We start from the raw sequence: 25,712 nt of genomic DNA, 5'->3' as shown, positions 1-25,712 counted from the left end.
ACGCAGGCCTGGTGGGTAGAGGTGAACAACGCCTTCTACCGGCTGCCCGAGCGGCACACCTTCGAGCAGTGGCGGCAGCGCACGCCACGCGGCTTCCGTGTGGCGGTGAAAATGAGCCGGTACCTGACCCACATCAAGCGGCTCAACGATCCCGCCGAGCCGGTGGCCCGCTTCTTCGGGCACGCCGAAGCGCTCGGCTCGGGCCGGTGCTGCTTCAGCTTCCGCCCACGCTCAAGGCGGACGTGGACGCGCTCGATGAGGTGCTGAAGCTCCTTCCGCACGGCACCCTCGCCGCGGTGGAGCCACGGCATCCGTCCTGGTTCACCGGCGAGCTGCGGCACACCCTGGAGCGGCACAACGCCGCCCTGTGCTGGGCGGACAGGCTCGGCCGGCCGCTGGGCCCGCTGTGGCGCACGGCGAGCTTCGGCTATCTGCGGATGCACGAAGGCCGCGCCACGCCACGTCCGCGCTACGGCGGCAAAGCGTTGCGGTCGTGGGTGGAACGGATCGCGGCCGAGTACGGCGACCGCGACGGCTTCTTCGTCTATTTCAACAACGACCCCGCGCGGCGGCCATCGCCGACGCCATCGCCTTTGGTGGCGCGGCTCAGCGGGTCGGGCGGGCGATCAGCCGCATCCCGACCGTGGACTGAACCGACCATTGTGGACGGGTGTCGGTGCGGTTGGCCGGGCGGCCCGGCCGCGCGACCCGCTTGGCCTGGCGTGCCCGATCGGCGGCCAGATAGGCCTCCTCGCGCAGGCTGCGCGCGGCCACGGTGGCCGTGTTGGCCACCTGCCAGGCGGCCGATTCCTGTTGTGCCGCAGCGTGATACGTCTCGAGCAGGCCGTCGCGGGCCACCCGCCGCAGCACCATCTCCTGCTCGACCGGGTGACGCCGCGGATCCCAGCCGTTGCGGTGGGCCAGGGCATCGGACAGGTCCAGCGGGGAGAGCTGGCGGTGGCTGCATGCGGCCATCGCGGCCCGGTGCAGGAACCTTTCCCGCTCCGCGTATTCCGCCGGGGTCGACGGTGTTCTCGGGGCCGGAATCGCCGCGGCGGCGGTCAGCCGCCTTGCCTGATCATCGCAGGCCGTATAGGCCTCCCAGGCGATCTGGACTCGGCCTTGAGCGGCCAGCCATTCCGCACGGCGGCGATCGGCGGTGGCGGCAGCGCGCTGCGCCGCGACCGAAACCTCATCGGCGAAGCGATTCAGCTCTTCGTATTGAGCGGTCAACCGGGCTCGTTTGAGCAACGCTCCGCGGACTCTTTGCTCTTCGGGCAACCGCTCTCGCTTGGCGGGGCGGCGCACCATGACGGACAGGGCAATGACGGCAACGGCCAGCAGCGCCAGCCAGATGGCGGCGGCTTGCATCAGCCCATGCAGGAATTCGAGAAAGACGGCGTTCATGAAGGTGCACCTCGAGGGGAAGTGTGCGAAAAAAGTTTGTGGGGGGATTGGCGCTCAGAGACGCGGAGGTGCGCGCTCGCCTAGCGCGGCCGCCAGAATGCGGCCCGAGAGAACGCTGATCGCTGTCAGCGCAACAGGTGCGGGTTGCTCGGCCCGATCCAGGACGGCCGCTGCGACAGCTGGCTCGGCATGGATCGGCGTGGAGTCGACAAACCCTTGCACAGGGCTGGGTGTGCCGGCCATCGACACGGCGGTGGTGACGGGCGGCTGGATCGCTACCGTCGAGACATCGACGGGGCCTGAACTCAAAGCTGCGGTCAGCATCACGGCGCCGGTCAGCAACTGCAATGACCGGCGCACCATCCGCCACACAGGATGGCGTGACGCGATGAAGACCACGAATGTAACCTACCAGACCGCCCTGGCGTCATCGCACGGGAGGAGGCAACTAGGACTGTCAAGGTTTAGTAACTGTTCCGGATCGGACGGAAGGCCGGAATCGCCTATCCGGAACCGAACAATGTTGTTGCTGTCCTGGTTGGCCACATAGAGATAGCCCCCGTAGAGCGCGAAGTGGCGTGGCCACGCTCCTTGCACCGCAACCTCTCCCACCCTTGTCAGCCCCGCCTGCTCGTCGGCGGCGAAGACGGTGATCGAGTTCGGCCCCCGGTTTGCCACGTAGACAAGGCCTCCGTCGCTGGAGCACTCGATGTGCGACGGGTAATTCAGGCCCTCACTCGAGCTCGCCTTGAGCACTCCCGCCGCGGTCCACGAGCCGTCGGGCTCCTCCCGGTAGCCGCGCACTGTCGCGTCGAGCTCGCAGGTGACGAACCAGTGGCCGGGCCGGCCGCCAGCAAAGTGACGTGGCCCGCTGCCCGGGGGAAAGGCAATGGCGCCCAACACGTTTGCCGCGAGATCGAGCCGGTGGATGCGATCCGAGCCGAGATCGACGACGTACAGCTGATCGCCGACGAACTTGGCGAAGTGCGCGTGCGGCCCCTCCTGCCGTTCCCGGTTGGGCCCGGAGCCGGAGAACCGGTGCACGAGAAGCTCTCCGGCGGGCAGACCCTCCGCGTCGAGCGTCACCAGGGCGACCGAGCCGTCCGCGTAGTTGGCCACCGCCGCCATCGCGCCCCCGGGGTGCACGGCCACGTGACACGGGGAGCTGCCACCGGTCTTGACCGCGCGTGCCTCCTCCGCTTCGCCGAGGTGGAAGGCGATGAACGCACCCCCCTCCTGCTCGCTGACCGCGTAGAGCACCGGCTGGGTCGGGTGCAACGCGAGGAACGAGGGTGAAGGGCACGGGTATCCCACCCGCGACGGCCAGCTCAGGATCTGAGTGCCGTAGGAGCCGAGGTAGATCACTGGCTCAGCCTAGCGAAGCCACCCGGCTGGAAATGGTTTGTTCAGCAAATAGTCCCGAACAAGACAGTCTTGCTACGCTGGACCTATGCCCATCGCCGCTCCCGACCTGATGCTGCTCCTGCATGTGGCGACGCACACCCTCGAGACTGAGATGACCGTGCGCCTTGCCGAGCTGGGCATCACGCCCCGCGAAAACTGCGTGCTCAGCAAGGCGATCGGCGAGGAGCTGACGCAGAGCGAGCTGGCCGAGCGGTGCAACCTCGACAAGACCACGATGGTGGTCACCATCGACGCGCTCGAGCGGGCCGGCCTTGCCGAGCGCGTGCCCTCCAGCACCGACCGCCGAGCCCGGATCATCGCGGTCACCTCGGCCGGCGAGCGGATGGTCGCCAAGGCCGAAAAAGTGGTGACGAAGATCTATGCCGACGTCCTCTCCGGCCTGCCCGATGACCAGCGCGAAGCTTTCCTGAAGGGGCTGACCCAGCTGGCCGAGGGAAGACTGTCCACGCCTATGCAGTGCGACAAGCCGCCGCGGCGGCGCGCAGCGAAGGTCCCCACAGTAGTTCGTTAACAAATAGTCCCGAACAAAACTATCTGGTACGGTCACATCGTGACCGTAACCAAGGACTCTCGTTGGCTCGCTCTCTTCGTCCTCTGCGCGGGGATGTTGATGATCATCCTTGACCAGACCATCGTTAACGTGGCACTCCCCGCGATCCAGGCGGACCTGGGCTTCAGCCAGTCCGGCCTGGCGTGGGTGATCAACGCCTATCTCATCGCCTTCGGCGGCCTGCTCCTGCTGGCGGGCAGGCTGGGCGACCTGGTGGGCCGAAAGCGTGTCTTCCTCACCGGGCTGGCGCTGTTCACCGCCGCCTCGCTCCTATGTGGAGCATCACAGTCGGCCGAGATGCTTATCGCGGCACGATTCCTGCAAGGCGTCGGCGGGGCAATGGCGACCGCGGTGACCCTCGGGATGATCGTGACCATGTTCCCGAAGCCCGCCGAGCAGGCCAGGGCGATCGGTGTGTTCAGCTTCGTCGCCGCGGCCGGCGCCTCGATCGGCCTGCTCGCCGGTGGCGTGCTCACCCAGGCCCTGAACTGGCACTGGATCTTCCTGGTCAACCTGCCGATCGGGGTGGCCGCCTTCGTACTCACGATTCGCTTGATAGACAACGAACGCGGCATCGGGCTCGGCAAGGGCGCCGACGTCCTGGGGGCCATCCTGATCACCGCCGCGTTGATGCTGGGTGTCTACACCATCGTGGAAAGCCCCGCCGGCTCCGGCTGGCTCGGCGCGCTGTCGATCGCCCTGTTCCTCGGTTTCGTGGTGCGCCAGGCGCGGGCCCGCAAGCCCCTGCTCCCTTTGCGGATTTTCCGCTCGCGCAATGTGCTGGGGGCCAACGCGGTTCAGATGCTCATGGTGGCGGGCATGTTCGGCATGTTCTTCCTGGGCACCCTCTACATGGAGAAGGTGCTCGGCTATGACGCCCTTCAGATCGGGCTCGGCTTCCTGCCGGTGGCGATCGCGATCGGCACGCTTTCGGTCGGGTTCTCGGCGCGGCTGAGCGCCCGTTTCGGTGAGCGCACCGTGCTGCTGGCGGGTCTGACGCTCATCCTCGCGGGATTGCTGCTCTTCACCCAGACACCCATCGACGGCCGGTACCTCACCGATCTGCTCCCAGCGCTGGTGGCGCTCGGTGTCGGCGGCGGCCTGTCCTTCCCCACCATGATGACGCTCGCCATGTCCGATGCCACCCGCGACGACGCGGGATTGGCTTCAGGGCTCGTGAACACCACCGCTCAGGTCGGCGGCGCGGTGGGCCTGGCGGTGTTGGCGTCCCTGTCCACTGCCCGCACCACAGATCTGCTCGCCGAGGGGGTCGCCGCGCCGGCCGCGCTGACCGACGGCTTCCACCTTGCCTTCGGCGTCGGGGCCGCGCTGGTGACCGTGGCCATAATCCTTGCCGCCACGGTCGTCCGGCCGATCACCGCACCCGCACCGGACATCGACGCGGAGTGGGAGCAGGACGACGCAAACCAGAGTCTGGCTCGAATCGGCTGATCGAGGCCGGGAAGGGGGCGCCATGCCCCCTTCCCGGGCCCACAATGGACCCATGACTGATTCCGACCTCTTCTTCCGGTTGGCGCGCGAGGGTCAGGCCGACGAGCTGGCCGCCTGTATCGACGCGGGAGTATCTGTCGACCTGGCCAACGATCGCGGCGACAGCCTGCTGATGCTCGCTTCCTACCACGGGCACCGGGAGGCCACCAACGCCCTGCTGACCCGCGGCGCAGACCCCAACGTGGCCAACGATCGCGGGCAGACCCCGTTGGCCGGAGCGGTGTTCAAGGGCGACCTGGACATCATCGAAGCTCTGCTCAAACACGGCGCCGACCCGGGCGCGGGAAGCCCGTCGGCCATCGCGACCGCGGCCATGTTCGGCCGGGAAGATCTGCTGAACCTGCTCAGCTAGCCGGGTCCTTTGCCGCCGCCTTTGTTGCCCTTGCCCTTTTTGCCACCGCCGTCATTCGTGCCGCCACTGGACGCCGCCGCCTGCTGGGCCTGTACCACGGAATCGGCCGGGGTGCCCAGCACGGTGGCCGAGCACTCCGCGCCGTTCCAGCTGAACTTGCCGGGCAGCGCGTTCAGCCGGCCATAACTTCCAACCAGGACAACGTTTGTCGCCCCGCCGTCCGGCTCGACCACGACCTCGTGGCCGGTCTGTTTCCACGCCGCGCCGTCGGCGGAGAGCATCTTCTGATCACCCGGCCACGGAAAGCGAAGCTGAGTTGACTCTTGCGCCGGCGCTCCATTTTGGATGGTGATGGCCGCTTCAAACCGACTCCCATCATCGCGGGTTACCTGATAGGTGACGTGGCATTGCTCGGCAGCCCGAGCCGGCGGGCCCCAGCGGTTGGCGACGGGAGCGTGCGCGCCGGCGAGGGTCCAGGCGGTGAGCAGCAGCGCCACCAGGCCGAGACCGCCGGTAGCGGCCATCCGGAGTGGACGACCCCGCTGGACCAGCGGCTCGCCAAGAAGCTCATTCCTTGCCGGGACGGGCGTCAAGGGCGCGGTGTCCCAGGACAGGACGGTCGTGCGCGCGGGCGGCTTTGGGGACACCGGCACCTTGGTGAGCGCCGTCGGCTTACGCATGCCCGCAATCTTGGCCAGCCTTGCCGCCAGCTCGGCACTGGTGGGGCGATCGGCCGGATCCTTGGCCAGACAGCGATGGCAGAGCTCAACCAGCCCTTGCGGCCGGCCCGCAACTTCCGGCAGTGGGGCGGGCTTGAGCCTGAGATGGGCTTCGAGCAACGCGGTGGGCGTCTCCACCGGCCAGGGAAACCTCCCGCGCAACATCCGGTAGAGCAGAATGCCGACCGCGTAGACGTCTACGGCCGCGGCGACCTCGTTCTCGCGAAGCCGTTCCGGGGCAACGTAAGCCGGGGTTCCCAGCAGCTTGTCCGGCTCGGGCGAGTCATGCTCGCCGATCAGTGCCGCGATGCCGAAGTCGAGAACCTTGACCCCGGTCGCGGTGAGCATCACGTTGCACGACGACACATCGCGGTGCACGATGCCGCGCTCGTGCGCCTCGGCGAGCGCCATCGCGATCTGCGCCGCTATGGCGGCCGCATCGCGCCATGGCAGATCGCGCCCGGTGGCCAGCACGTCATGCAGGGTGGTGCCCTCGACAAGTTCCATCACCACATAGGGCTGAGGCTTGCCGTCCTCGGCGAGCGACTCGCCGTAGTCGTGCACGGCGGTGATATGGGGATGGGAGAGCCGGGCCACCGCCTGCGCCTCGCCGCGCAGCCGCTGCACGAACGCCTCGTTGGCGGCCAGCTCCGGACCCGGCACCTTGATGGCGACCTGGCGGCCGAGGACCTCGTCGTAACCACGCCAAACGACCGCCATCCCACCGCTGCCCAGCTGCTCGACGAGCCGGTAACGGCCTGAAAGCGTTGTCTGCGCCATGGCTAAGGGGTTTCCTGCCCAGCTTCCGGCTAAACATTGTTCATGGTGGGTAGGCTTGTTTTGCCGCCCGGATTGAAGGGTAATCCGGCTCTTGAGCGAGCAGATCAACCAGAGGGCTGTGAGGCCATGACCCTGCCGGGAAAGCCGGAGTCGTACTGGATCGACACCACGCCCGAGACCGCCTTTCCGTCTCTCGACACCGACATGAGCGCCGACGTGGTCGTGATCGGCGCCGGCATAGCCGGTCTCAGCACGGCATGGGAGCTGGCAAAAGCGGGGCGTCAGGTGACCGTCGTCGAGGCGGCGCGGATAATCACCGGCGTCACCGGAAACACCACCGCCAAGCTCACCTCGCTGCACGCCATGATCTACGACCGGCTCACCTCGTCGTTCGGAGCCGCGACCGCCAAGCTCTACGCCAGCTCGCAGCAGGACGCCGTGGAGTACGCCGCCCTGACTGCCACCGAGCTGGGCATCGACTGCGAGCTGGAGCGCCTGCCCGCCTTCACCTATGCCGAGCAGATCCACGAAGCCGACAAGCTATACGCGGAGGCCGAAGCGGCCGCGAAAGCGGGCCTGGAAGCCAGTTTCACCCGGCAGTCGGGCCTTCCCTTCCCCATCGCGGGGGCTGTTCGGGTGGAAAATCAGCTGCAGTTTCACCCGCGGCGCTACCTGCTCGGGATAGCCGATGCTCTCATCGCCGCCGGTGGCGCCATCTACGAGCACACCCGCATCGTGGAGCTGGACGAAGGCGAGCCGTGCCGGCTGACCACCGATCACGGCGTGGCGATCACCGCCCGGGAGGTGGTGGTGGCGACGCACTATCCCACCTTCGACCGGTCGCTGCTCTTCACCCGTCTGGTCCCCCGGCGTGAGGTGGTGCTCGCCGCGCCGATTCCGGCCGATCGCGACCCGCACGGCATGTACCTGACCCGCGAGCACAACACGCGGTCGGTGCGCACCGCCCCCATTGGCGACGGCCAGCGCCTGCTGATCGTCACCGGGGAGCATTTCGAGCCCGGCGCGGGCGAGGTCACCGAACGGTATGAGCGGCTCGCCGCCTGGACCCACCAGCACTTCGGCGAGCTCGAGCCGGCCTACCGGTGGGCCGCGCAGGACAACACCTCAAGCGATGGCCTGCCCTATGTGGGCCGGCTGCATCCGGGCGCCAAACACACCTGGGTGGCCACAGGTTTCGCGGGCTGGGGAATGAGCAACGGCATCATGGCCGGCCGGCTGATCGCCTCCTCCATCGCGGGACAGGACCTGCCGTGGGCCGACGTCTTCGACCCGCAACGCGTGCACCCACTGCTCGCGGCCGGGCCGGTGCTCAAGAGCACGGTCAAGGTGGCGGGCCACTTCGTTCGTGACCGGCTACGCCGTTCGCCGGTCGAGTCGCCCGAAAAGCTCCCGCTGGATGCCGCGGCGGTGCTGCGGATCGGCGGCGAGAAATGCGCTGCCTATCGAGACTCCAGCGGCCAGCTGCACATGGTCTCGGCGACCTGCACCCATCTCGGCTGCGTCGTGGCCTTCAACGACGCCGAAAAGGCTTGGGAGTGCCCGTGTCACGGGTCGCGATTCGACGTCGACGGCCAGGTGCTTCAGGGCCCGGCAACTAAGCCCCTTAAACCCGCGGCCGAGATGTGATACAGTCCAGGCATCCACAGCGGATGCTGACCGTGGGTTGATGAAAATCCCCGCTATCGCCCGCATTTCACCTTGAACCGCACGATATCTCCTCGGTCGCCGTTCAAGGATTTCTCACCCATGTCAGGAGTTCCTTTGACCACAACCTTCAGCGGCATACTCGATATCCGCAACGACCACGGATTCGTCCGTGTGGACGGCTATCTGCCCGGGCCGGAAGACGTCTTCGTCTCCCCGGCACACATTCGCCAGCACCGGCTGCGCCGCGGCGACTTCCTCACCGGCGCGGCCAAAGCGATCGACAGCAAGCGAAACCCGTTGGTGCGCCTCGACTCCGTCAACGGCGTCGATCCCGGCCAGCTGGGCAACCGGCCCGATTTCTATGATCTGACTCCCCTTTTCCCCAAGGACCGGCTCCGGCTGGAGACCACGGCCACGGTGCTCACCACCCGCGTCATCGATCTGCTGATGCCCATCGGCAGGGGCCAGCGCGCGCTCATCGTGTCGCCGCCGAAAGCCGGGAAAACCATGGTGCTGCAGGCGATCGCGGCCGCCGTGGCGGCCAACCACCCCGACCATCATCTGATGGCTGTGCTGGTCGACGAGCGGCCCGAAGAGGTCACCGACATGACGCGCACGGTCAAGGGCGAGGTGCTCGCCTCCACTTTCGACAGACCCCCGTCCGACCACATCGCCGTCGCCGAGCTGGCGATAGAGAAGGCGAAACGGCTCGTTGAGGTGGGCCGCGACGTCGTCGTGCTGCTCGACTCGATCACCAGGCTGGCCCGCGCCTACAACCTGGCCGCTCCCTCCAACGGGCGCACCATGTCCGGCGGCATCGACTCCACGGCCCTGCAGGGGCCGAAGAAACTGCTCGGCGCGGCCAGAAACCTCGAAGGCGGTGGCTCGCTGACCATCATCGCCACCGCGCTGGTGGAAACCGGTTCCGGCGGCGACAATCTCATCTTTGAGGAGTTCAAGAGCACCGGCAACGCCGAGCTGCGGTTGCTGCGCGCGATGGCCGACCGGCGGGTCTTCCCCGCCGTCGACGTCACCTCCTCCGGCACCCGCAACGAGGAGCTGCTCCTCAACCGCGACGAGCTGTTGCTGATGCGCCGGCTCCGGCATTCCTTCGCAGCCATGGATCCCCAGCAGTCCATCGGCATCCTCCTGGACCGGCTGCGCAAGACCGGCAGCAACGCCGAGCTGCTGATGCACCTGGGCCGCTCAAACGGTTCCTGACCAGCCGGCCGGATCCACGCCGCCCGGTATGGGCGCCTGCGGGTCATAGGGCTGCCGGGTGAGCACGAAGCTGCCGAGATCCAGATGCGACAGGTTGCCTTGCGCATCACGCATCGGACGCAGGGTTTCGCCGGCGAAGTAGCCGCTGAGCCCGACCCACGTGCCGTCCCCGTTGGGCCGGAACCTTGTCCCCAAACCAGATCCGGACAGGCTTACCAGCTCCAGAACGCCGTCGGCGGGAAGCTTGAGACCCAACCCGGCCGGGCCCCAATACCAAGGCCCGGTCATCGCGAGCAGCTCCGGATCCACATCGGACAGTGGCTTCCACGTCGCGGGGATACGCGGCTCATGGTCAGCGACAATGCTCAGCAGGTCGGCCGAAAGCTGGCCGATCGCGATCCCGGAGGTCGTGTTGGTGAGCGCCACCGCACTCAGCCCCTCGGCCACGTTGACCCATAGCGCACAAAGGAATCCGGGCATCGACCCGGTGTGCCCGGCCAGCAGCCGGCCGTTGGCCCGATAGGTCTGCATGCCCAGCCCGTAGGCCGAATCCCAGGCGGCCTCCTCCGGCGCCACCCCGGGCACCCGCATCTCGGCTACGGTGTCGGCGCTCAGCACGCCCTCGCGGCCGAACGAGAGCAGGTTGGCGAACAGGCAGAGATCATCGATCGTGGACCACAGCTGGCCGGCCGGCGCCATCCGGCCCGTCTCCTGAACCACCTCGGGCTGAAGCACATCGGCCCACGGATGCACCGCGAAGCCCCGCGCGTGGGGCTCCTGGGGAAGCAGCGAGGTGCGGCGCATCCCCAACGGGTCGAGGATCTCCCGCTGCAGGGCCTGCCCCCACGGCACGCCGCGCAGGCGCTCGACGACCGCGCCGAGCAGGGCGAAACCCGGGTTCGAGTAGTGGTGGCGGCGGCCCGCCGGGTGCTTCACCGGTGCTTCGCCGAGAATGTCGGCCAGCTCGGGACGCAGCTCGCCCGGGGTGCGCTCCCACCACGGGCCGGGTGTCTCCGACGCCAGGCCGGAGGTGTGCGAGAGCAACTGGGCGATGGACATCGCGCCTGCCTTCGTACCGGGAAGATGCTTGTCAAGCAAATCGGCAAGGTCGAGCAATCCTTCGTCGCGCAGCCGCATGATCAGCACAGCGACGAAGGTCTTCGTCAGCGACCCGATCCTGAACTGCGTGTCCGTTGTGGTTTCGATGGCGTGCCGCCAGGCCACCTCGCCCTCACGCACCACGGCCGCGGCCATGGCCGGCGCGCGGCCCTCGGACTGGGCCTGGGCGAGGCGATGGAGAAGCAGGCGGTCGGTAGTCGCTAGCAGCATTGCGCGATCCTACAGAACAGCATTATGAGCAAATAACGCGAATTCGGAGGATGCCACCGTTAGGTGCCGACAGATTCACCATCATCTAGGCATTGTGAGCTGATCGGCTTTCGGGAACGGGTCTTTGGTCCCTGGGCCGCGCGCATCAACTGGGTCTACCTTGGACACACCGATCAACGTGACCTGGGAGGCCGCATGGAATCGGCGCAGAAGCTGATGAATAGATACCAGCTGTTGAGGCCCATCGGCGGTGGTGGAATGGGCAGGGTCTGGCTGGCGCATGACGAGAATCTTCTCCGCGACGTGGCGGTGAAACAGGTGGTGGCACCGCCGAACATCGATAGCCGGGAAAAGGATCGGGTAAGGCGGCTTGCCGTCCGCGAGGCACAGGCCGCGGCGCAGATCAGCCACCCGAACGCGGTACGCATCTACGACATCGTGCACTCCGAGACGATGCCGTGGATAGTCATGGAATACGTGCCATCGAGATCGCTGCACCAGCTCCTGCGGGAGAAGGGATCCCCCTTCACCCCCGGGTTCGTGGCGATGATCGGGCTCGCGGTTCTCGATGCGCTGACGGCCGCACACCGCGCCGGCGTCCTGCACCGCGACGTGACGCCGCACAACATCCTCGTCGGTGACGACAAGAGGATCTTCCTGACCGACTTCGGGCTGGCCGCCTGGAACCCGTTCGACGGCCGCACCCTGCTGGCCGGTGAGATGGCGGGCAAACCTCAGTACATGGCTCCGGAACGGCTGCAGTTCGGGATGTCGATCCCCGAGGGCGACCTGTGGTCGCTGGGAGCGACCCTTTATGCCGCCGTGGAGGGCCGCGTGCCGTTCATCCGCGACAGCCTGGCCGAAACCCTTACCGCCCAGATACACGAGGCGCCCGATCCGCCCCGCTACGCAGGCCCGCTCACGCCCATCCTGTGTGGACTGTTGCAGCGCGAGCCCAAGCTGCGCATGGGCGCGCCCGAGGTAAGAACCCAACTACTCAAGATCATGGGCCTGCCCGATGAGGGCGCGGTCGCCCAGCGGGAGATCGTCCCGCGCCGCCAGCGCCTGCAGTCGGCGCAGACCGTTGCCATGGTCCCCGCACCAGCTGCCTGACCGACCACAGACACCCGGCGGATGCGAGCCGCCGGGTTTCTGTTTGTCTACGGCCGGCGTTCGATGGCGTCGGGCAGGCCCATGCCGTTGATGGGGACACATCGCGGCTCGACACAGTCCCACGGCCGGACCTCGGTGAGCCGATGGCACGGCACGTGGATGACCGACCCCCACGGCTCGGGGGCCGAACGCACCAGGACCTCGCGCACCTCCGGCCGCGTCTTGCAGACGACCGCCGCCTTGTGCACCTGGTCGGTCCAGCGCGGCGCGTGACCCCGGTAGGTGTCGTCCCAGCGGAAGTTGATCGCCCCGATCACCGCCAGGAAGACCGCGAAGGCGATCAGCGGCGCGTTGGCGCGGGCGAAGGAACGGCCCTTGGCGATCGGCAACAGCAGCGCCACCAGACCGGCGAAGAGCAACAGCTCCACGGGAATCAGATAGCGAAGCTCGTTGCCCTGAGCCATCACCATCATGCACAGCATCGCCACGCTATGGGTGAGGGCCGCCGCCGCCAGCGGCCAGGACGGCCGGGTGAATCGGCGGATCGCGGCCAGCCCGACGATCCCGAGCACCATGACCCAGGAGAGGACGATCAGCGGGAGGTGGGGCTTCACGGTGCCCCACAGGTCGGCGTCCCACGCGGTCGGGAAGTGGAACGCGCCCAGGCCGCTGGTGGCGCTGTAGCCGAGCATCGAGGTCGGCAGCCCCCACACCACGTAGTCGAGGAGCGCCACCATCGGCTCGGGGTACATCACGCCACCGCGCGCCGCCACGGTGCCGTTTTGCATGAGCACGAGGTTGGCCGCCGCGAAGACCACCAGCACCCCGAGCAACGCCATCCCGGTGCGGTCGCGCCGCACGAACACGCGCAGCAGGGCGAGTGGGATGAAGACGATCGTGAGGATGGTGCTCGCCGCGGTCAGGCCCACGGCCGCGACCGCGACTATCTTGGAGATCCGCTTTTCCGGCGCCCACAGCAGCACCCAGAAGACCATGTACAAAGCGAACAGGTGCAAGCAGACCGGGCGGGCGTAGACCTCGTTGTGGTTGTTCTCCGCCACCGGCGCGATCAGCAGCGGCACCGTCACCATGAACCGGGCCAGCTTGCTGGAGAGGTGAGCACCGGTGGCGATATAGACCAGCAGCACCATCAGCCCAAGCACGAGCGCGGAGGAGATCGACAGGACCGCGGCGGCCCACGAAACCGGGAAGAACGCGGCGAGCACGCCGAACCACCGCGAGCCCAGCAGGTAGTAGCCGTTCATCGGATCGAAGATCGTCTTAGCGCCGGTGCGGTAGTAGGCCGCCGTCAGCAGATCGTTGCCGTCCTCCTGCCAGATGCTCTGCAGGGCACCCGTTCCGGTGACCCGAAGCAGGCACACCGCGGCGGCGACAACGACGACGGCGATGCCGAGCCAGATGTCGCGCCGGGAGAGCGCGCGGCGCGGGGCAATCGGGAAGAGCGCCTCCAGGCCGTTCCTCACCCGGCGGCCGAGGCTGCTCGCCTTGGCCGCCTGTGGCGCCGCAGGGGTCGCGACAGCAAAGTCGGTGGTCACGGGCGGCAGACTAACACCTTTCACAGCCTCCAGACCGCGTGCACCAAGCGGCCGGTCATCAGCTGAACGTGACCGCCGCGGGCCAGCTCAGGCGTGACATCGAAGACCATCTTCCCGTAGGCTTCCTGCCCGGCCGTAGTGAGGTTGACCTGGGCGAACGCTGGCGCGAAGGTGGCCGCGTCGGTTCGGGCCTCGTACATGGCCTGGTTCGCGTCGCGGAAGCGGAAGTTCTCCGGGCCGCCCGCGATGGGTTTGCCCGCCTTGTCGAGCGTGATCCTGACGCTCACGACGAGCGGCTGCCCGGCCGCGATCGCGGCGTCCAGGACCGTGATCGTGGCATGGCCGTCGCCGAGCAGATCGATCGGGGCCGCTTCCCCCACGGCCAGAACGGGAATCGGCGGGCCCGCGGGCGCGGCGCTGGGCTCGGTCACGGCGTGGGGGCTCGGGTTGGCGGTGCAGCCGCCGAGGATGAGCGCTCCGGCCAGTACCAGACGAGAAATCTTCATCACAAATCACCTCCGGAAGGGGATCGGGCGTGCCCGCTCGGCGGGCACGCCCAGGGCGGGATCAGACGCCGGTCCAGCCGGCGATCGGGGTGCCGTAGCTGAGGTTGTGCTTGTAGACCTGGTCGTTGAAATTGCCGGAGACCACCTTGGGCGCGCCGTTGACCCAGCCGACGAAGATGCCGACGTGGTCGGAGTCGACCATCGGGTCGCCCGAGCTGTTGTAGGTCACGGCCGCGCCGGGGTAGATCCCCGCGGTGCCCCAGTGCCACGCCCCGAAGAACTTGCCCCAGCGGGCAGTGGTTCCGGCCTCGGAGTCCAGGTTCTCCCACGCGTAGACGCCCGCGTTCTTCCACACGTACTTCACGAAGTCGGCGCACCAGGCCTGGCAGCCCTTGTTCCAGCGACTGGAGTAGAAGTTGCAGTTGGAGCCCATCGGGGTCTCCCACCGGTGGTCGCTGTTGAGTTCTTGGTAGGCGGCGTCGACCACCTTGTCGCCCACCGCTGTCCGGATGCCCATGTCGGCGACGACCACGTTGGTCGCGCTGGTGCTCTGGGCCTCGGTGTCGGCCAGGGCGGGGGCGGCGGGGGCCAGCGCGGTGAGAACGCCGGTGGCGGCCATGGCCATCATGGCCCGGTGGCGGTTACCATTGAACCTCATTGTGGAGCTCCTTCCATTGGGATGGGGTTTCTCTCCGGTTGCCGTTCCAGCGGCCTTGGAGGTCTCCCTTGGCGGCTCCGCGGTGTAGGCGGGCCGCCGGGTGAACTCCTTGGCCGCGGCAACCGGAGAAACTTATGGGGCCGTTGGGGTTTCCTCGTCAAGGAAGTCGTCGGCATAGAGCGCGCAGACATACTTGTCCCACAGCCGCCCGGCGTAGTAGTCGTGATCTCGCAGCACACCCTCCACCCGGAACAGGCTGCCCTGGCCGCTTTGCAGCTGTGGCCAGTTGACTCCCGGGATCTCCATGTAGATCTTGTTGAGCGGGAAGGTGTGGAACAGGTGCCGCACAAACAGCGACACCGCTTGCGCCGCAAGGCCTGTCCCCGCGCTGTCAGGGTGGAAGACCGCCCCCACATAGGTGTGCCGCAGGCTCAGCTCGTCTCCGTAGGCCACCACATGCCCGACCGGCGAGTTGTCCTCGATGCGGCGCACCACATACTGCAGCAGCACCTGGTTCCACAGCTCCGCCTTGAACCGCTCGATGGGCGGAATGGAACCGCGGTAGCGCCACCGGAATCCGGTCTCCGGTTCCACCGCCAGCGCATAGAGAAAGCCGAGATCTTCTCCAATCAGCGGGGTCAGCCGCAACGCGTTCGTCTCAAGGACCGGCACCAGTGGGTCCCGCGGCCGCTTCGGCGTGAGATGCTCGGGCATACCCGGCACTCCGCCCACCCGAACAGAAAGCCTTGGCCGGCCTCGTTCCTCCAAACGCGACAGCAACTCACCCACGGTCGCCGGGAGCAGCCCCTCCGCTTCGATGGTGACGCCCCGCCCCTGCAGCCAGGCGATCACCCGCATCATGGTGAGACTGTCCAGCGCCAGCTCGTCGCGAAGCGAGGCCTGATCGTCCAGGGCTGTCTCCTGGACATCGAGCAGCGCTGCCAGCTCGGTGCGGGCACGCTCCCGTGGTGGCGTGGCCACGAAGTCTGTCGTCATTGGACACTCCGGTCTACTAGGGCCAATCGGCGTTCGGTCAGTTCCCCAGCCAGATATCTGCGCCGGGTCTCGGCACGGCGCAGCTTGCCGGAGGAGGTCTTGGGAAGGCGGCCAAAGCGCAGTGTCACCACGTCGGCCGGCGCCATGCCGGTTTGCGAAACCACCGCGACCGCCACCGCTTTGCGCAGCGCATCGCTATCCGTGGCACGGGTTTCGACGGCGACCACCAGGCGGTCACCCCGGCCGTCGGAGATGCCGAAAGCCGCCGCGCCGCCCGGACGCACCCCCTGCACCTGCAGCGCTGCCGCCTCAACGTCCTGGGGGTAGATGTTGCGCCCGGCGGAGAAGAGCACGTCCTTGGCGCGCCCGCAGACCACCAAGCCATCCTCGGTCAGATAGCCGAGGTCGCCTGTTCGCAGCCAGCCGCCGGGCCGGGCCGGCTCACCCCAATAGCCGCTTACCACCGAAGGGCCGCTGACCTCGATGTGGCCCACGGTCCGGGCCGCGGCAACGCTTCCCGTCGCGTCGACAATTCTTATCTGGGTACCAGGAACAGCCGCCCCCAGCCGCACCAGGCGAGCGGACCCGCCCGGCTCCCCGGTCTCCAGCGCGTGACCGTCGCGTTCAAGGCGATCCCGGTCGACCTCGTCGACGGCGATCCCGCGCCCGATCGGCGAAAAGCTCACGGCCAGAGTGGATTCGGCCAGGCCGTAGGCGGCCACCACCGCGCCCGGATCCAGCCCGTAGGCGGCGGCCGCCGCGGTGAACCGGCCCATCATCGCGGCATCGATCGGCTCTCCCCCGGAAAACATGTACCGCACGGCGCTCAGGTCGGCGCTCACCCCCGCTTCCAGCAGCTGGGCGAGCAGGCCGTATGCGAAGTTGGGCGCCCCGGTGCTGGTCGCACGATGCCGGGTCAGCAGGTCGAGCCAGCTCATCGGGCGCAGCGCGAAGGCCATCGGGGATTGCAGCACCAGTGGGCAGCCGCGCGACATCGGCAGGCACAGGAAACCGATCAGGCCCATGTCGTGGTAGAGCGGCAGCCAGCTCAGCCAGCGGCCGGTGGCCGGATCGAGCGCGTCAGGGCCAAGCGTGGCTTCGATCGCGTCCAGGTTGGCGGCCAGGTTGGCGTGAGTCACCGGCACCCCGCGCGGGTTCTGCGTCGAGCCGCTGGTGTACTGAAGCACGGCAAGGTCACCCGGCGCGGGCCTGATCGGGGTGGCCGGGGCGGCTGCCGCCGCCCGCTCGCAAAGCTCGCCGAGCCGGCGAACCGGCACCGCCTCGCTCAGCCCCTCGCCCGCCTCGGCGCAACCGTCGTCGACAATCACCAGGCCGAACCCGGCGTCGGCCACAATCGCCAAGAGGTGAGCCAGATTCGCCTGTCTGCCCGAGCGGGTCGGCACGGGCAGCACCGTGAACGCCGCCCCGCGCAGCCATACCGCCTGGATGGCGGTAACCAGCTCCACGCTGGTGTCGCCGAGCAGGCCGACCCGGCTCGACGGCCCGATCCCTTGCGCCGCAAGCACCGAGGCCATCCGTTTGGCTCGCTCGTGCAGGCCGGACCAGGTCACTGCGGCTTCCGGGCGGGCACCCAGCCCGGCCACGGTGAGGGTGGCCGCACCGCCCGCCTGTTCGGTGATCGCGTCTATGACGGTTCTCATGCCCAGCAGCATGGGCGGTGGCCTTCATCCAAAGTGCACACGTTTCTTCACTGGCCATCGGATGACCTGTTCACCCAATCGATGAATCCAATAACATAGATCGGTGAGGTTTCGGATATTGGGTTCGCTCAAGGTCCTGCGCCCGGACGGTCAGCCCCACACCTTCGAGCGGCGGCACAGCCGCATCCTTGCCGTCCTGCTGCTTTCGCCCAACCAGGTCGTCAACCGCGACTATCTCATCGATGCCGTCTGGGACGAGACGCCGCCCGCGACGGCCGGGCGTCAGCTACAGAACTGCATCTCCCACCTTCGCCAGCAGCTGCCCGGCGCCGGTGGCTGGAAGCACGTGATCGCGGCCGAGCCGGCCGGGTACCGGATCCATCTGGACACCGGCGAGCTGGACGCCCAGGTTTTCGAGGCAGCGGTGGCGGCTGCCCAGCACCATCAGGCCGCCGGACATCTCGCCGACGCGGCCACGCGGTTGCGCGAAGCGCTCGCGCTCTGGCAGGGCCCGGCGCTGGCCGGGATGACCGGACGCACCATCGAGGCGGCCAGCGCGCGTCTCAACGAACACCGGCTGACCGCGCTGGAGAACTGCCTCGAGCTGGAGCTGCAGCAGGGTCGCTGCGCCCCGAACGTGCCGGAGCTGGTCGAGCTGGTAACCGCCCATCCGCTGCGCGAACGGATGGTGGGGCTGCTGATGCGCGCCCTGCACGGCACGGGCCGGAAAAGCGAAGCGCTGCAAGCATATGACCGGTTGCGCCGGCATCTGGCCGACGAGCTCGGGCTCGATCCTGGCTCGCAACTCCAGGAGCTGCACACGAGCCTGCTGCGCCACGAACCCGCGTCCGTCGCCATTGGACAGACGGCGTTTCGTCAGCTTCCGGTACCGGCAAAGCACTTCGTCGGCCGAGACAGCGCCCTGGGCGAGCTCGACCGGCTCGCCGCCGAGGCGGGCGGGGAAACCGTCACCATCACGGTGATCCACGGGACCGGCGGCATCGGCAAGACCGCCCTCGGAATCCGGTGGGCGCATCGCGCTGCCGCACAGTTCCCGGACGGGCAGCTCTTCGTCAACCTGCGCGGCTTCCATCCCACTCGCGAGCCGATGCCCGCGGCCGAGGCTATTCGCGGATTCCTTGACGCGTTCGCGATTGCGGCCGAGCAGATCCCGGTAAGCCTTGAGGCACAAGCCAACCTGTACCGCACCCTGCTCGCCGGACGGCGCATGCTCATCGTGCTCGACAATGCCCGCGACGCCGACCAGGTCCGGCCGCTACTGCCCGGGGGTAGCGGGTGCATGGTCATCATCACCAGCCGCAACGAGCTCACCGGTCTGGTCGCCATGGAAGGGGCCCATCCGCTGACCCTTGGTTTGCTTAGCGAGCAGGAAGCACACCATCTGCTTTCCAGCCACCTCGGCCGAGCCCGCCTCGACGCGGAGCCGGGCGCGGTGGCCGATCTGATCACGCGCTGCGCCCAGCTGCCGCTGGCGCTGGCCATCATCGCGGCACGGGCCGCCGCCCACCCCACCTTCCCGCTGGCCACCTTCTCCGCCGAGCTGGCCGACACCCAGCGGCGGCTCGACGCCGTCGACGGCGGGGATCACATCACCGGAGTCCGGCCCATCTTCTCGTGGTCCTACCAGCGGCTGTCCACACCGGCCGCTCACCTGTTCCGGCTGCTCGGGCTGCATCGCGGCCCCGATGTCACCGTTCCCGCCGCCGCCAACCTGGCCGCGATCCCCTCTTCCCTGGCCCGCCAGCTGCTTTCCGACCTGGCCCGCGCACACCTGGTCACCGAGCACAAGCTGGGCCGGTACACCTTCCACGATCTGCTCAGCGCCTATGCCATCGAACAGGCGCAGACCTTCGACGGGGAGGCCGAACGGCGGGGGGCGGTGCGCCGGCTGCTCACCTACGACCTCTACGCGGCGGCCGCCGCCGACGCGCTGGTGGCCCCGCACCGGCGGCGCACGCCGCTGCCCGACCATGCGCCGCCCAGCGACCTGCCCTGCTTCGGCGACCATGCCGAAGCGCTGGCCTGGCTCGAAGTGGAACGCGGCAACCTGGTCGCCGCGGTCCGCCAGGCGTGGGAGGGCGAGGAGTTCGAGATCGGCTGGCGGCTGGCCAATCTGCTGTGGGGTCTGTTTCACCTTGAAAAGCATTGGGGCGACTGGATCGGTACCCACCAAATCGGTTTGGATTGTGCTCGTGCCTGCGGCAACCGCAAGGCCGAGTTCACCATGCTCAGCAGCCTGGGCACGGCTTATCGCGAGCTTGGCCGGCTCGATGACGCCCGCGGTTTCCACGAGCAGGCGCTGCAGGTCAGCCGCGACGACGGCGATCGCCACAGCGAAGCCCAGGCGCTCAACGGCATCGGCGCTGTCCTCGGCGCCGCACAGCTGACCGAACAGGCCCGCCGATATCTGGAGTGGTCATTGGAGATTCGGCGCGAGATCGGCGACCGCTGGGGCGAAGCCATCACCATCTGTAACCTTGGCGAGCAGGATCTCGATGACGGCCTGCTCGACCAGGCCCGCGAACACTTCCTGGAGGCGTTGCGGATCCGGCAGGAGATCGGCGACCGCTGGGGCGAGGCGATCACGCTGAACTGCCTGGGCCAGGCCTGTCACCAGGCCGGCCAGCATTCTGAAGCGGTGCGGCATCTCCACGCCGCGCTGACCATCCACCGGCAGACCCGCGACTTTGCCCTTGAGGCGCTCGACCTGCGCTATCTCGGTATGTCCTATCGCCAGCTCGGGGAAAGAAAGTCGAGCCAGGCATGTTTAAACGAGGCAGCGGCGATTTACGCGCGGCTCGGCATGCCGGAGGCGGAGCAGGTCAGAGCCCTGCTCGCCGACGATTCGGAGTTGATCAATTAATCCTATTCCGGACTGTTATCTCACACCCCCGAAATCTGGCCCTTCCTGTGGAACTTGCCGGGTACCTTCGTCCTCATGGCCCGCTCCCCTCACGAAGACGAGCCCACCAAGGAATTTCCGATCTATATGGGCTCGGCGCCGGTTTCCGCGCCCACCACGGCGATTCCCTACTACGAGCAGGAGCCGCCACCGCGCCGTCCGCGCCGTAGGTTAGGCGTGATGTTGCTGAGCCTGTTCGCGGTCGGTCTCATCGTTCTCGCGGTAGGTGTCATCGCTGGTTACGGCCTGAGCCAGACCGGCAAACCGGCCGGGAATTCACCGGCCGAGCAGGCGCTGCCGGTCAACAAGCCGTCGCCCACACCGCCCAAGGCCGACACACCCAGCCAGGTCACCGACCGTTTCCTCGCCGCTGCCCTCAACGGGCAGGAGGCCACCATGCAGGAGCAGCTCTGTGGCCTGCTCAAGTCCGAGGGAAAGAAGGACGGCACGGGCGGAACCGGGTTGGGCATCTTCGTCGGCTACAAAATCGGCAAAGAGAACATCAACAACCTCGGCGCCACCGTCTCGGTCGAGCTGACGGTGCCCCTGTTGGGCCCAATCAAGTTCGACGTCTACCTGCTCAAGGAGTCCGGCGGTTGGCGCGTCTGCGGCGCCGGGCCGTCCTGACCTTGGCTAGTGGCTGCCCACACCCATTCGCCCGCTGGATGTGGCGGGCGATGTGGTCCGATGGCGCTCTGCGGCGGTGAACAGAATGTGCGCGCCGGTGATGTCGAGGATGCGGCGCGGCTGGCCATGCGCGCCGCGCAATTCCAGGCAGCCCGCGCCGTCAATGAGCTCAGCGCGCAGCTGCAGCAGCAAACCCAGGCCCGTGGAGTCACAGAAATCCAGCCGGCCGATGTCCACCACGAGATGCCGGCAGCCGGCGTCGATCAGCGCGCGCAACTGCTCGCGTGCCTCGGCCACCGACTCGAAGGTGAGCTCACCCACGATGCGCACCGAAGCGGTGTGCGCGGCCTGAATCGCCGCCTCCACATACACAATCCTGCTCACAATTGCCTCCGCCCTGCGCTGAGATGCCGCAGCGCTCGGGGATAGTCGTACAACTCCCGCTGATAAGCCTCGAGCACAACGTCCACTGTGGATATGGGTACCCGGCGAGACTCAAGGATTATGCACAGCCAGCCGATAAATGAGGTGAACATCTCAGCGTCATCGACGAGCAGTGATGCGCTGAGGAAGTCGGCGATGTGGCCCAGGTCTTCCAGCGTCGCCTGCCGCTGGTGCCCGGAATACCTTGCCAGCGCGGGGAAGCGCTCGCCAAGCAGCCGCATCCCGCTGTCCACCAACGATTGCTTGTGTTTGCTCACCATGACGTCTTCGTCGTCGCCGACCAGCAACGGGTGCGGGCTGGATCGCGGTGTGGCCGGCAGCCAGGCGGCCAGCTCCTGCGCCGCCTGCACGGCATCGGTGGCGACCCGGTCGGCGCCCAGCCGCCGTGCCCAGCGCCCATTCTCACCAAATCCCGCACCGCCCGCGAGCACCGCGACGCCCGCTTCCTGAGCGGCCTCGATGGTCCGTTTCGCGGCCGCGAGCCGGGTCGGCAGCGAACAGCTCACGGCCAGCGCGAGCGGATCGTAGGAATGAAGGTAGGACACCAGATGCGGGCCGGGCACACTCGCGCCCAGGAACCTTACCTCCCAGCCGTGCAGCCGGAGCACCTCGGCGAAAAGCCTGGCCGGCAAGGAATGCCACTCGCCGTCCACACACGCCACCGCAATCCGCCCGCGCGACGGCTGCGCCGGCCGGATCGTCGTCGCGACCGCGGCCACCACCTGTTCATTGAGATGGGTCGCGGCGTGTTCCTGGGCGACGCTCCACCGATTCTCGGCCCACCGCCGGCCCACCTCGGCCTGGCTGGCGGCGACCAGCTGCAGCAGCACCTCCTGCGCGGGGACCCCGCGCGCCAACAGCTTCTGGGCGAAGTCCACCGCTTCCGGCTCAGCGGCATCTTCGAGCAGCCGCATATAGTGCTCCCGGTCGGCCTCCGGAATGGTTTGGCTCATTGGTTCGGCACTCCCACGAGGTGACGGCGTTTATGGGCCGGCTTGGCCTGGATGACAAGAACTGCGATGTCGTCGTGTTCACGGCCGCCCAGCCAGTCGCCGACCGTCTGCTCGATGCGCTGCGCCATCGCCGCCGCCGGGGCGCCCGCATAGTTCGCCAGGACGCTCGCCAGGCGGTCTGGTCCGTAAAACTCCAATCCCGTTGGCCCGCCCCGGGCCTCGGTCACGCCGTCGCTGTAGGCGACAAGGCTGTCGCCCGGCTCCAGCCGCACAGCCACCTGGACGAACGTCGCGACCGGGACCACGCCGATGGCCAGCCCGCTGACTTCGACCTCTTCCACCCGGCCGTCGCTTCGCACCACAAACGGCGCCGGGTGCCCGCCCGAAGCCAGCGCGATGTCCAGACCACCCCGAGGGCTGGGCCGCACGCTGCCGATGACGAGCGTGGTCAGCTGCGGCCGCTCCCGGCTGAACACGGCTTGGTTAAGCAATTCGAGCAGCTTCGCCGGCCTGCTTTCCAGCAGCCGCAACGCGTGCACCGTCTGGCGGGCCTGTCCGGTGTGGACGGCCGCCTCCACCCCCTTGCCGCAAACATCGCCCAGCAGGAAAGTCCAATGCCCGTCGGGGCCGGCGAAGACGTCGTAGAAGTCGCCGCCGATCCGCAGCCGCTCGCGGGCGGCTCGATAGGCCGCGCCGAAGGCGACCTCGTCCAGCTCGGGCAGCGCCTCCGGGAGCAGGCTCGCCTGCAGCAGATCCGCGGTCTGGGCCTGTTCGGTGTAGAGCGCGGCCGAGGCGATGGCCGAGCCTGTCCGGACCGCGAACTGCCGGATCAGGTGCTGTTCCACCGGTTCGAAGCCGGCTCGCCCCGCGCTGCGCACGACGGCCAGCACACCCGCCGGCTGCGCGTGGCCGGGCAGCGGCAGCAGCAGGGCCGAACCGGTGCGGCTGAAGTCCTTCGGCAGCAACCATCGCAGGTGTTCGACAAGGCGAGGGTCGTCGCCCACCGGCAGTCCCGCCAGCCCCTCGGTGATGGGTGAGTCCTCGGGCAGGCCGCCGGCCTCGATGACCCCGTGCACGTTGCCCTCCTCACCGGCTTCGCCGGCGAACCTGTACCAAAGCGTGCGTCCGCGCGATCCGGGCAGGAACACGATCGCGCAGTCACCCAGCGCGGGCACCGCGAGCAGGGTTGCCGTCCGCGCGACCCGATCGCGGTTGAGCGACCCGGACAGCCTGCGGCTGGCCTCGGCCAGGAAGGCTGAACGCCAGCGCTCCGCGAGCAGAGCGTCGACCCTCATCGTCTGTTCGGTGACGTCGCGCACATACCAGACGGACAGCCCGCTGAGGGCCACCTTGCGCCCGTGCAGGCGGCGGTCGTCGTGATCGATCTCAAACGCGTTCGCCTCGCTGCGCAACGCCTCCGGCAGCGCTCCGCCGCCGTCGACCACCTTGCCGATCACGATCGGCAACAGCTGCTGCGCCACCACATTCGCGCTGCGAACCACGCCCTGGAGGTCCACGGCCACCACAGCCTCGGCTATCCCGTCGAGCAGGCCGGGCCAGAACCCTTCCGGCGCCTGCCACGGGGGACCGCCGTCGCCCAGGGGCGCAGCGTCAGCACGCGGCACCGCGGCTGCTGCCGCGGCGAGGGTTCGTCCATCGGGGTACACCATAGTTCTGGGCGTTTACCCCCGGCGCTCAGGCGGCAAACGCGTGCGCCACGCCACCGGAAACCAACCATATATCTCCTAGCTGTTTGATAGGACTCTTGGCTATAGTGCCTGCATGGCGAGTTCCTTGTTCAGCTTCCCGAACCCGGTCAACGAGGTGTCGGCCCGGCTGGTGGCCGGTGGCGTGGTGATCCTTTCCGCCGCCTCGATCGCGTTCGACCAGCCCTGGCTGATCGCCGTCATCGCCTACGGCTTCCTGGCCCGCGTCCTGACCGGGCCCACCTTGAGCCCGCTCGGCCAGCTCGTCACCCGCGTGCTGACCCCGCTGCTGAAACTGCCACCCAAGCATGTCGCCGGCCCACCGAAACGCTTCGCCCAGGGCATCGGCGCCGCGGTGTCGGTGACCGCGGCCGTGCTCGCCCTCGGTTTCGGCCTGCACACCGAGGCCTACCTGCTGATGGGGGTGCTCATCGCGGCGGCCGTGCTGGAATCCGTCTTCGCCTATTGCTTGGGCTGCAAAATCTTCGCCGTCCTGATGCGCCTTGGCGTGATCCCCGACTCGGTCTGCGCCGACTGTGCTGACATCTGGAGCCGCCAGGCGCAGGCTTAACCGGTTGCCTGTACCCAGGCCTTCGACTACGGTTTCGCCCGATCGGGAGGAACTACGGATGCCGAAGCTGAATCAGATCATCGCCGTGGAAAAGGGCGTAAAAAGCAAGTCCTATGCGGAGCTCACCGAGGCGCATCACGCGGTCCAGAAGGCCGCGTTGCTGTCCGGCATCGCGCGCACGTACCAAGCCAAGGACGAGGAAGGCGAGCAGTTGCCGCCGGAGTCGACCAAGGTGCAGGTGCGCGCCGAGGAGGTGCTGCGCGACATCTCGGCCAGCCTGACCCGGCTGTTCGACGTCACCGCCACCAAGGACGCCACCAACTGCGTGGCCAGGGCCAACGTGGTGGTTGACGAGCAGACGCTGCTGACCGATGTCCCGGTCAGCTACCTGCTGTTCCTTGAGAAGCAGCTGACCGACCTGCACACCTTCATCAAGAAGCTTCCCGTGCTGGATGCCGCCGAAGCGTGGAGCTTCAACGATTCCGCCGACTGCTGGTCGACCGAGCCGGTGCGCACGCTGCGGACGAAGAAGGTGCCGCGCAACCATGTGAAGGCCGAGGCCACCGAGAAGCATCCGGCTCAGGTCGAGGTCTACTACGAGGACATCACCATCGGCTATTGGACTACGGTCAAGTTCTCCGGCGCCCTGCCCGCCAAGCGGATTTCCGAGCTGCTGGAGCGGGTCGAGAAGCTGCAGCACGCGGTGAAGTTCGCGCGCGAGGAAGCCAATGGCACCACCGCCGTCGACCAGAAGGTCGGTGACAAGGTTTTCGGATACCTGTTCCGATGACAGACTCCCCGGCCGACGCGCCGGGGTGCGCATGAGCGCAAGCTGAAGCTGAGGCTCAAGCTGACCAACCGTGGTAAAAGTGCGGGTTCGAGTCCCGCCCCCCGCACCACTCGGGTGGGGGTAGCCCAACTGGCAGAGGCAGCCACGGATCAAGTTCAGACTCTTGCTCCAGACTCAGCATTCGCCACCGAACACCAGATCAATCGCAGGCGCAACAAGCACTGGGATGCGGGTTCGACTCCCGC

Annotated in this window: 23 protein-coding genes and 1 pseudogene; 11 read left to right on the top strand and 13 right to left on the bottom strand. The window is 67.8% G+C overall.

The features are described 5' to 3' along the window. Positions 1 to 21 precede the first annotated feature (21 nt). Positions 22 to 524: pseudogene (locus tag Rhe02_RS50940) on the top strand (DUF72 domain-containing protein); the annotation flags it as partial. An 82-nt stretch (positions 525 to 606) separates the two neighbouring features. Here Rhe02_RS50940 and Rhe02_RS19125 read toward each other — a convergent pair. The 3 genes from Rhe02_RS19125 to Rhe02_RS19115 are packed head-to-tail and all read right to left on the bottom strand — an operon-like array spanning position 607 to position 2,772. Next, the gene (locus Rhe02_RS19125; protein ID WP_203909620.1) at positions 607 to 1,407 is read right to left on the bottom strand and encodes a hypothetical protein; all 801 of its coding nucleotides are present in this window, start codon (positions 1,405 to 1,407) and stop codon (positions 607 to 609) included. Positions 1,408 to 1,461: 54 nt separating this feature from the next. Then, positions 1,462 to 1,806: a hypothetical protein gene (locus Rhe02_RS19120; protein ID WP_203909619.1), complete on the bottom strand. Its 345-nt coding sequence runs from the start codon at positions 1,804 to 1,806 to the stop codon at positions 1,462 to 1,464. A gap of 9 nt (positions 1,807 to 1,815) precedes the next feature. Beyond that, on the bottom strand, positions 1,816 to 2,772 hold the full coding sequence (locus Rhe02_RS19115; protein WP_203909618.1) for a lactonase family protein: 957 nt from the start codon (positions 2,770 to 2,772) through the stop codon (positions 1,816 to 1,818). An 85-nt stretch (positions 2,773 to 2,857) separates the two neighbouring features. Here Rhe02_RS19115 and Rhe02_RS19110 point away from each other — a divergent pair, with 85 nt between their 5' ends. From Rhe02_RS19110 to Rhe02_RS19100, 3 genes are read left to right on the top strand one after another with little or no spacing between them, the layout of a single operon-like run. Next, complete coding sequence (locus tag Rhe02_RS19110) at positions 2,858 to 3,343, top strand: MarR family winged helix-turn-helix transcriptional regulator (protein ID WP_239123912.1); 486 nt, start codon at positions 2,858 to 2,860, stop codon at positions 3,341 to 3,343. Between the two features lie 39 nt (positions 3,344 to 3,382). Further along, entirely contained in the window at positions 3,383 to 4,834 is a 1,452-nt protein-coding gene (locus Rhe02_RS19105) for a DHA2 family efflux MFS transporter permease subunit (protein ID WP_239123911.1), read from the top strand. Between the two features lie 52 nt (positions 4,835 to 4,886). Continuing rightward, the gene (locus Rhe02_RS19100) at positions 4,887 to 5,246 is read left to right on the top strand and encodes an ankyrin repeat domain-containing protein (protein WP_203909617.1); all 360 of its coding nucleotides are present in this window, start codon (positions 4,887 to 4,889) and stop codon (positions 5,244 to 5,246) included. Here Rhe02_RS19100 and Rhe02_RS19095 read toward each other — a convergent pair. Next, entirely contained in the window at positions 5,243 to 6,745 is a 1,503-nt protein-coding gene (locus tag Rhe02_RS19095) for a serine/threonine-protein kinase (RefSeq protein ID WP_203909616.1), read from the bottom strand. The genes Rhe02_RS19100 and Rhe02_RS19095 overlap by 4 nt on opposite strands. 126 nt (positions 6,746 to 6,871) lie before the next feature. On the opposite strand from Rhe02_RS19095, the gene Rhe02_RS19090 reads away from it, so the two are divergent. Together Rhe02_RS19090 and rho are read left to right on the top strand one after the other, a co-directional pair. Further along, positions 6,872 to 8,392: an FAD-dependent oxidoreductase gene (locus Rhe02_RS19090; RefSeq protein ID WP_203909615.1), complete on the top strand. Its 1,521-nt coding sequence runs from the start codon at positions 6,872 to 6,874 to the stop codon at positions 8,390 to 8,392. A gap of 135 nt (positions 8,393 to 8,527) precedes the next feature. Next, positions 8,528 to 9,634 carry a transcription termination factor Rho gene (gene rho / locus Rhe02_RS19085; RefSeq protein WP_308442000.1) on the top strand — a complete coding sequence of 369 codons (1,107 nt, stop codon included), beginning with the start codon at positions 8,528 to 8,530 and terminating at the stop codon, positions 9,632 to 9,634. Here rho and Rhe02_RS19080 read toward each other — a convergent pair. Continuing rightward, on the bottom strand, positions 9,620 to 10,963 hold the full coding sequence (locus Rhe02_RS19080; protein WP_203909613.1) for a serine hydrolase domain-containing protein: 1,344 nt from the start codon (positions 10,961 to 10,963) through the stop codon (positions 9,620 to 9,622). The genes rho and Rhe02_RS19080 overlap by 15 nt on opposite strands. Positions 10,964 to 11,158: 195 nt before the next feature. On the opposite strand from Rhe02_RS19080, the gene Rhe02_RS19075 reads away from it, so the two are divergent. Continuing rightward, positions 11,159 to 12,076 (top strand): serine/threonine-protein kinase, encoded by a 918-nt coding sequence (locus Rhe02_RS19075; RefSeq protein WP_203909612.1) that lies wholly within the window; start codon positions 11,159 to 11,161, stop codon positions 12,074 to 12,076. 47 nt (positions 12,077 to 12,123) lie between these two features. Here Rhe02_RS19075 and Rhe02_RS19070 read toward each other — a convergent pair whose 3' ends face one another. The 5 genes from Rhe02_RS19070 to Rhe02_RS19050 all read right to left on the bottom strand — a co-directional run bounded on the left by Rhe02_RS19070 (position 12,124) and on the right by Rhe02_RS19050 (position 17,453). Beyond that, the gene (locus Rhe02_RS19070) at positions 12,124 to 13,632 is read right to left on the bottom strand and encodes a hypothetical protein (protein WP_203909611.1); all 1,509 of its coding nucleotides are present in this window, start codon (positions 13,630 to 13,632) and stop codon (positions 12,124 to 12,126) included. 20 nt (positions 13,633 to 13,652) lie between these two features. Then, positions 13,653 to 14,138 (bottom strand): hypothetical protein, encoded by a 486-nt coding sequence (locus tag Rhe02_RS19065; RefSeq protein ID WP_203909610.1) that lies wholly within the window; start codon positions 14,136 to 14,138, stop codon positions 13,653 to 13,655. Positions 14,139 to 14,199: 61 nt separating this feature from the next. Further along, a complete protein-coding gene (locus tag Rhe02_RS19060) occupies positions 14,200 to 14,796 on the bottom strand; it encodes a hypothetical protein (protein WP_203909609.1) in 597 nt (198 codons plus the stop codon). Between the two features lie 132 nt (positions 14,797 to 14,928). Continuing rightward, positions 14,929 to 15,792, bottom strand: a complete 864-nt coding sequence (locus Rhe02_RS19055; protein ID WP_203909608.1) for a phosphopantetheine-binding protein — start codon at positions 15,790 to 15,792, stop codon at positions 14,929 to 14,931. Further along, the gene (locus tag Rhe02_RS19050) at positions 15,789 to 17,453 is read right to left on the bottom strand and encodes an AMP-binding protein (protein WP_203909607.1); all 1,665 of its coding nucleotides are present in this window, start codon (positions 17,451 to 17,453) and stop codon (positions 15,789 to 15,791) included. Before Rhe02_RS19050 ends, Rhe02_RS19055 begins: the two co-directional genes overlap by 4 nt. A gap of 103 nt (positions 17,454 to 17,556) precedes the next feature. Between Rhe02_RS19050 and Rhe02_RS19045 the strand changes: the two genes are divergently transcribed. Both Rhe02_RS19045 and Rhe02_RS19040 read left to right on the top strand, forming a co-directional pair. Next, positions 17,557 to 20,337, top strand: coding sequence for an AfsR/SARP family transcriptional regulator (locus tag Rhe02_RS19045; RefSeq protein WP_203909606.1), 2,781 nt, complete (start codon positions 17,557 to 17,559; stop codon positions 20,335 to 20,337). A 75-nt stretch (positions 20,338 to 20,412) separates the two neighbouring features. Next, positions 20,413 to 21,003 (top strand): hypothetical protein, encoded by a 591-nt coding sequence (locus Rhe02_RS19040; protein ID WP_203909605.1) that lies wholly within the window; start codon positions 20,413 to 20,415, stop codon positions 21,001 to 21,003. A gap of 6 nt (positions 21,004 to 21,009) precedes the next feature. On the opposite strand, the gene Rhe02_RS19035 is transcribed toward Rhe02_RS19040, so the two are convergent. Genes Rhe02_RS19035 through Rhe02_RS19025 form a run of 3 tightly spaced genes read right to left on the bottom strand, consistent with a single transcriptional unit; the run spans position 21,010 to position 24,025 of the window. Continuing rightward, on the bottom strand, positions 21,010 to 21,387 hold the full coding sequence (locus Rhe02_RS19035) for an STAS domain-containing protein (protein WP_239123910.1): 378 nt from the start codon (positions 21,385 to 21,387) through the stop codon (positions 21,010 to 21,012). Next, the gene (locus Rhe02_RS19030) at positions 21,384 to 22,400 is read right to left on the bottom strand and encodes a cobalamin B12-binding domain-containing protein (RefSeq protein ID WP_203909604.1); all 1,017 of its coding nucleotides are present in this window, start codon (positions 22,398 to 22,400) and stop codon (positions 21,384 to 21,386) included. Before Rhe02_RS19030 ends, Rhe02_RS19035 begins: the two co-directional genes overlap by 4 nt. Beyond that, positions 22,397 to 24,025 carry a PP2C family protein-serine/threonine phosphatase gene (locus Rhe02_RS19025; protein WP_203909603.1) on the bottom strand — a complete coding sequence of 543 codons (1,629 nt, stop codon included), beginning with the start codon at positions 24,023 to 24,025 and terminating at the stop codon, positions 22,397 to 22,399. Before Rhe02_RS19025 ends, Rhe02_RS19030 begins: the two co-directional genes overlap by 4 nt. Before the next feature lie 157 nt (positions 24,026 to 24,182). Between Rhe02_RS19025 and Rhe02_RS19020 the strand changes: the two genes are divergently transcribed. Next, positions 24,183 to 24,677: a DUF4395 domain-containing protein gene (locus Rhe02_RS19020; protein ID WP_203909602.1), complete on the top strand. Its 495-nt coding sequence runs from the start codon at positions 24,183 to 24,185 to the stop codon at positions 24,675 to 24,677. A gap of 58 nt (positions 24,678 to 24,735) precedes the next feature. Continuing rightward, positions 24,736 to 25,467: a DUF7873 family protein gene (locus tag Rhe02_RS19015; protein WP_203909601.1), complete on the top strand. Its 732-nt coding sequence runs from the start codon at positions 24,736 to 24,738 to the stop codon at positions 25,465 to 25,467. Positions 25,468 to 25,712: the final 245 nt, after the last annotated feature.

It is taken from the genome of Rhizocola hellebori (assembly GCF_016862955.1).
GTDB lineage: Bacteria > Actinomycetota > Actinomycetes > Mycobacteriales > Micromonosporaceae > Rhizocola > Rhizocola hellebori.
The sequence above is the reverse complement of the archived record's forward strand: the minus strand, read 5'-3'. Positions and strand labels throughout refer to the sequence as shown.

What these genes read in the sequence shown, in the direction of transcription:
- Rhe02_RS19075 (WP_203909612.1), top strand. Translation starts at nt 11,159, where the DNA reads ATGGAATCGGCGCAGAAGCTGATGAATAGATACCAGCTGTTGAGGCCC.
- Rhe02_RS19040 (WP_203909605.1), top strand. Translation starts at nt 20,413, where the DNA reads ATGGCCCGCTCCCCTCACGAAGACGAGCCCACCAAGGAATTTCCGATC.
- Rhe02_RS19050 (WP_203909607.1), bottom strand. Translation starts at nt 17,453, where the DNA reads ATGAGAACCGTCATAGACGCGATCACCGAACAGGCGGGCGGTGCGGCC.
- Rhe02_RS19015 (WP_203909601.1), top strand. Translation starts at nt 24,736, where the DNA reads ATGCCGAAGCTGAATCAGATCATCGCCGTGGAAAAGGGCGTAAAAAGC.
- Rhe02_RS19060 (WP_203909609.1), bottom strand. Translation starts at nt 14,796, where the DNA reads ATGAGGTTCAATGGTAACCGCCACCGGGCCATGATGGCCATGGCCGCC.
- Rhe02_RS19095 (WP_203909616.1), bottom strand. Translation starts at nt 6,745, where the DNA reads ATGGCGCAGACAACGCTTTCAGGCCGTTACCGGCTCGTCGAGCAGCTG.
- Rhe02_RS19020 (WP_203909602.1), top strand. Translation starts at nt 24,183, where the DNA reads ATGGCGAGTTCCTTGTTCAGCTTCCCGAACCCGGTCAACGAGGTGTCG.
- Rhe02_RS19100 (WP_203909617.1), top strand. Translation starts at nt 4,887, where the DNA reads ATGACTGATTCCGACCTCTTCTTCCGGTTGGCGCGCGAGGGTCAGGCC.
- Rhe02_RS19055 (WP_203909608.1), bottom strand. Translation starts at nt 15,792, where the DNA reads ATGACGACAGACTTCGTGGCCACGCCACCACGGGAGCGTGCCCGCACC.
- Rhe02_RS19030 (WP_203909604.1), bottom strand. Translation starts at nt 22,400, where the DNA reads ATGAGCCAAACCATTCCGGAGGCCGACCGGGAGCACTATATGCGGCTG.
- Rhe02_RS19065 (WP_203909610.1), bottom strand. Translation starts at nt 14,138, where the DNA reads ATGAAGATTTCTCGTCTGGTACTGGCCGGAGCGCTCATCCTCGGCGGC.
- Rhe02_RS19110 (WP_239123912.1), top strand. Translation starts at nt 2,858, where the DNA reads ATGCCCATCGCCGCTCCCGACCTGATGCTGCTCCTGCATGTGGCGACG.
- Rhe02_RS19090 (WP_203909615.1), top strand. Translation starts at nt 6,872, where the DNA reads ATGACCCTGCCGGGAAAGCCGGAGTCGTACTGGATCGACACCACGCCC.
- Rhe02_RS19080 (WP_203909613.1), bottom strand. Translation starts at nt 10,963, where the DNA reads ATGCTGCTAGCGACTACCGACCGCCTGCTTCTCCATCGCCTCGCCCAG.
- Rhe02_RS19125 (WP_203909620.1), bottom strand. Translation starts at nt 1,407, where the DNA reads ATGAACGCCGTCTTTCTCGAATTCCTGCATGGGCTGATGCAAGCCGCC.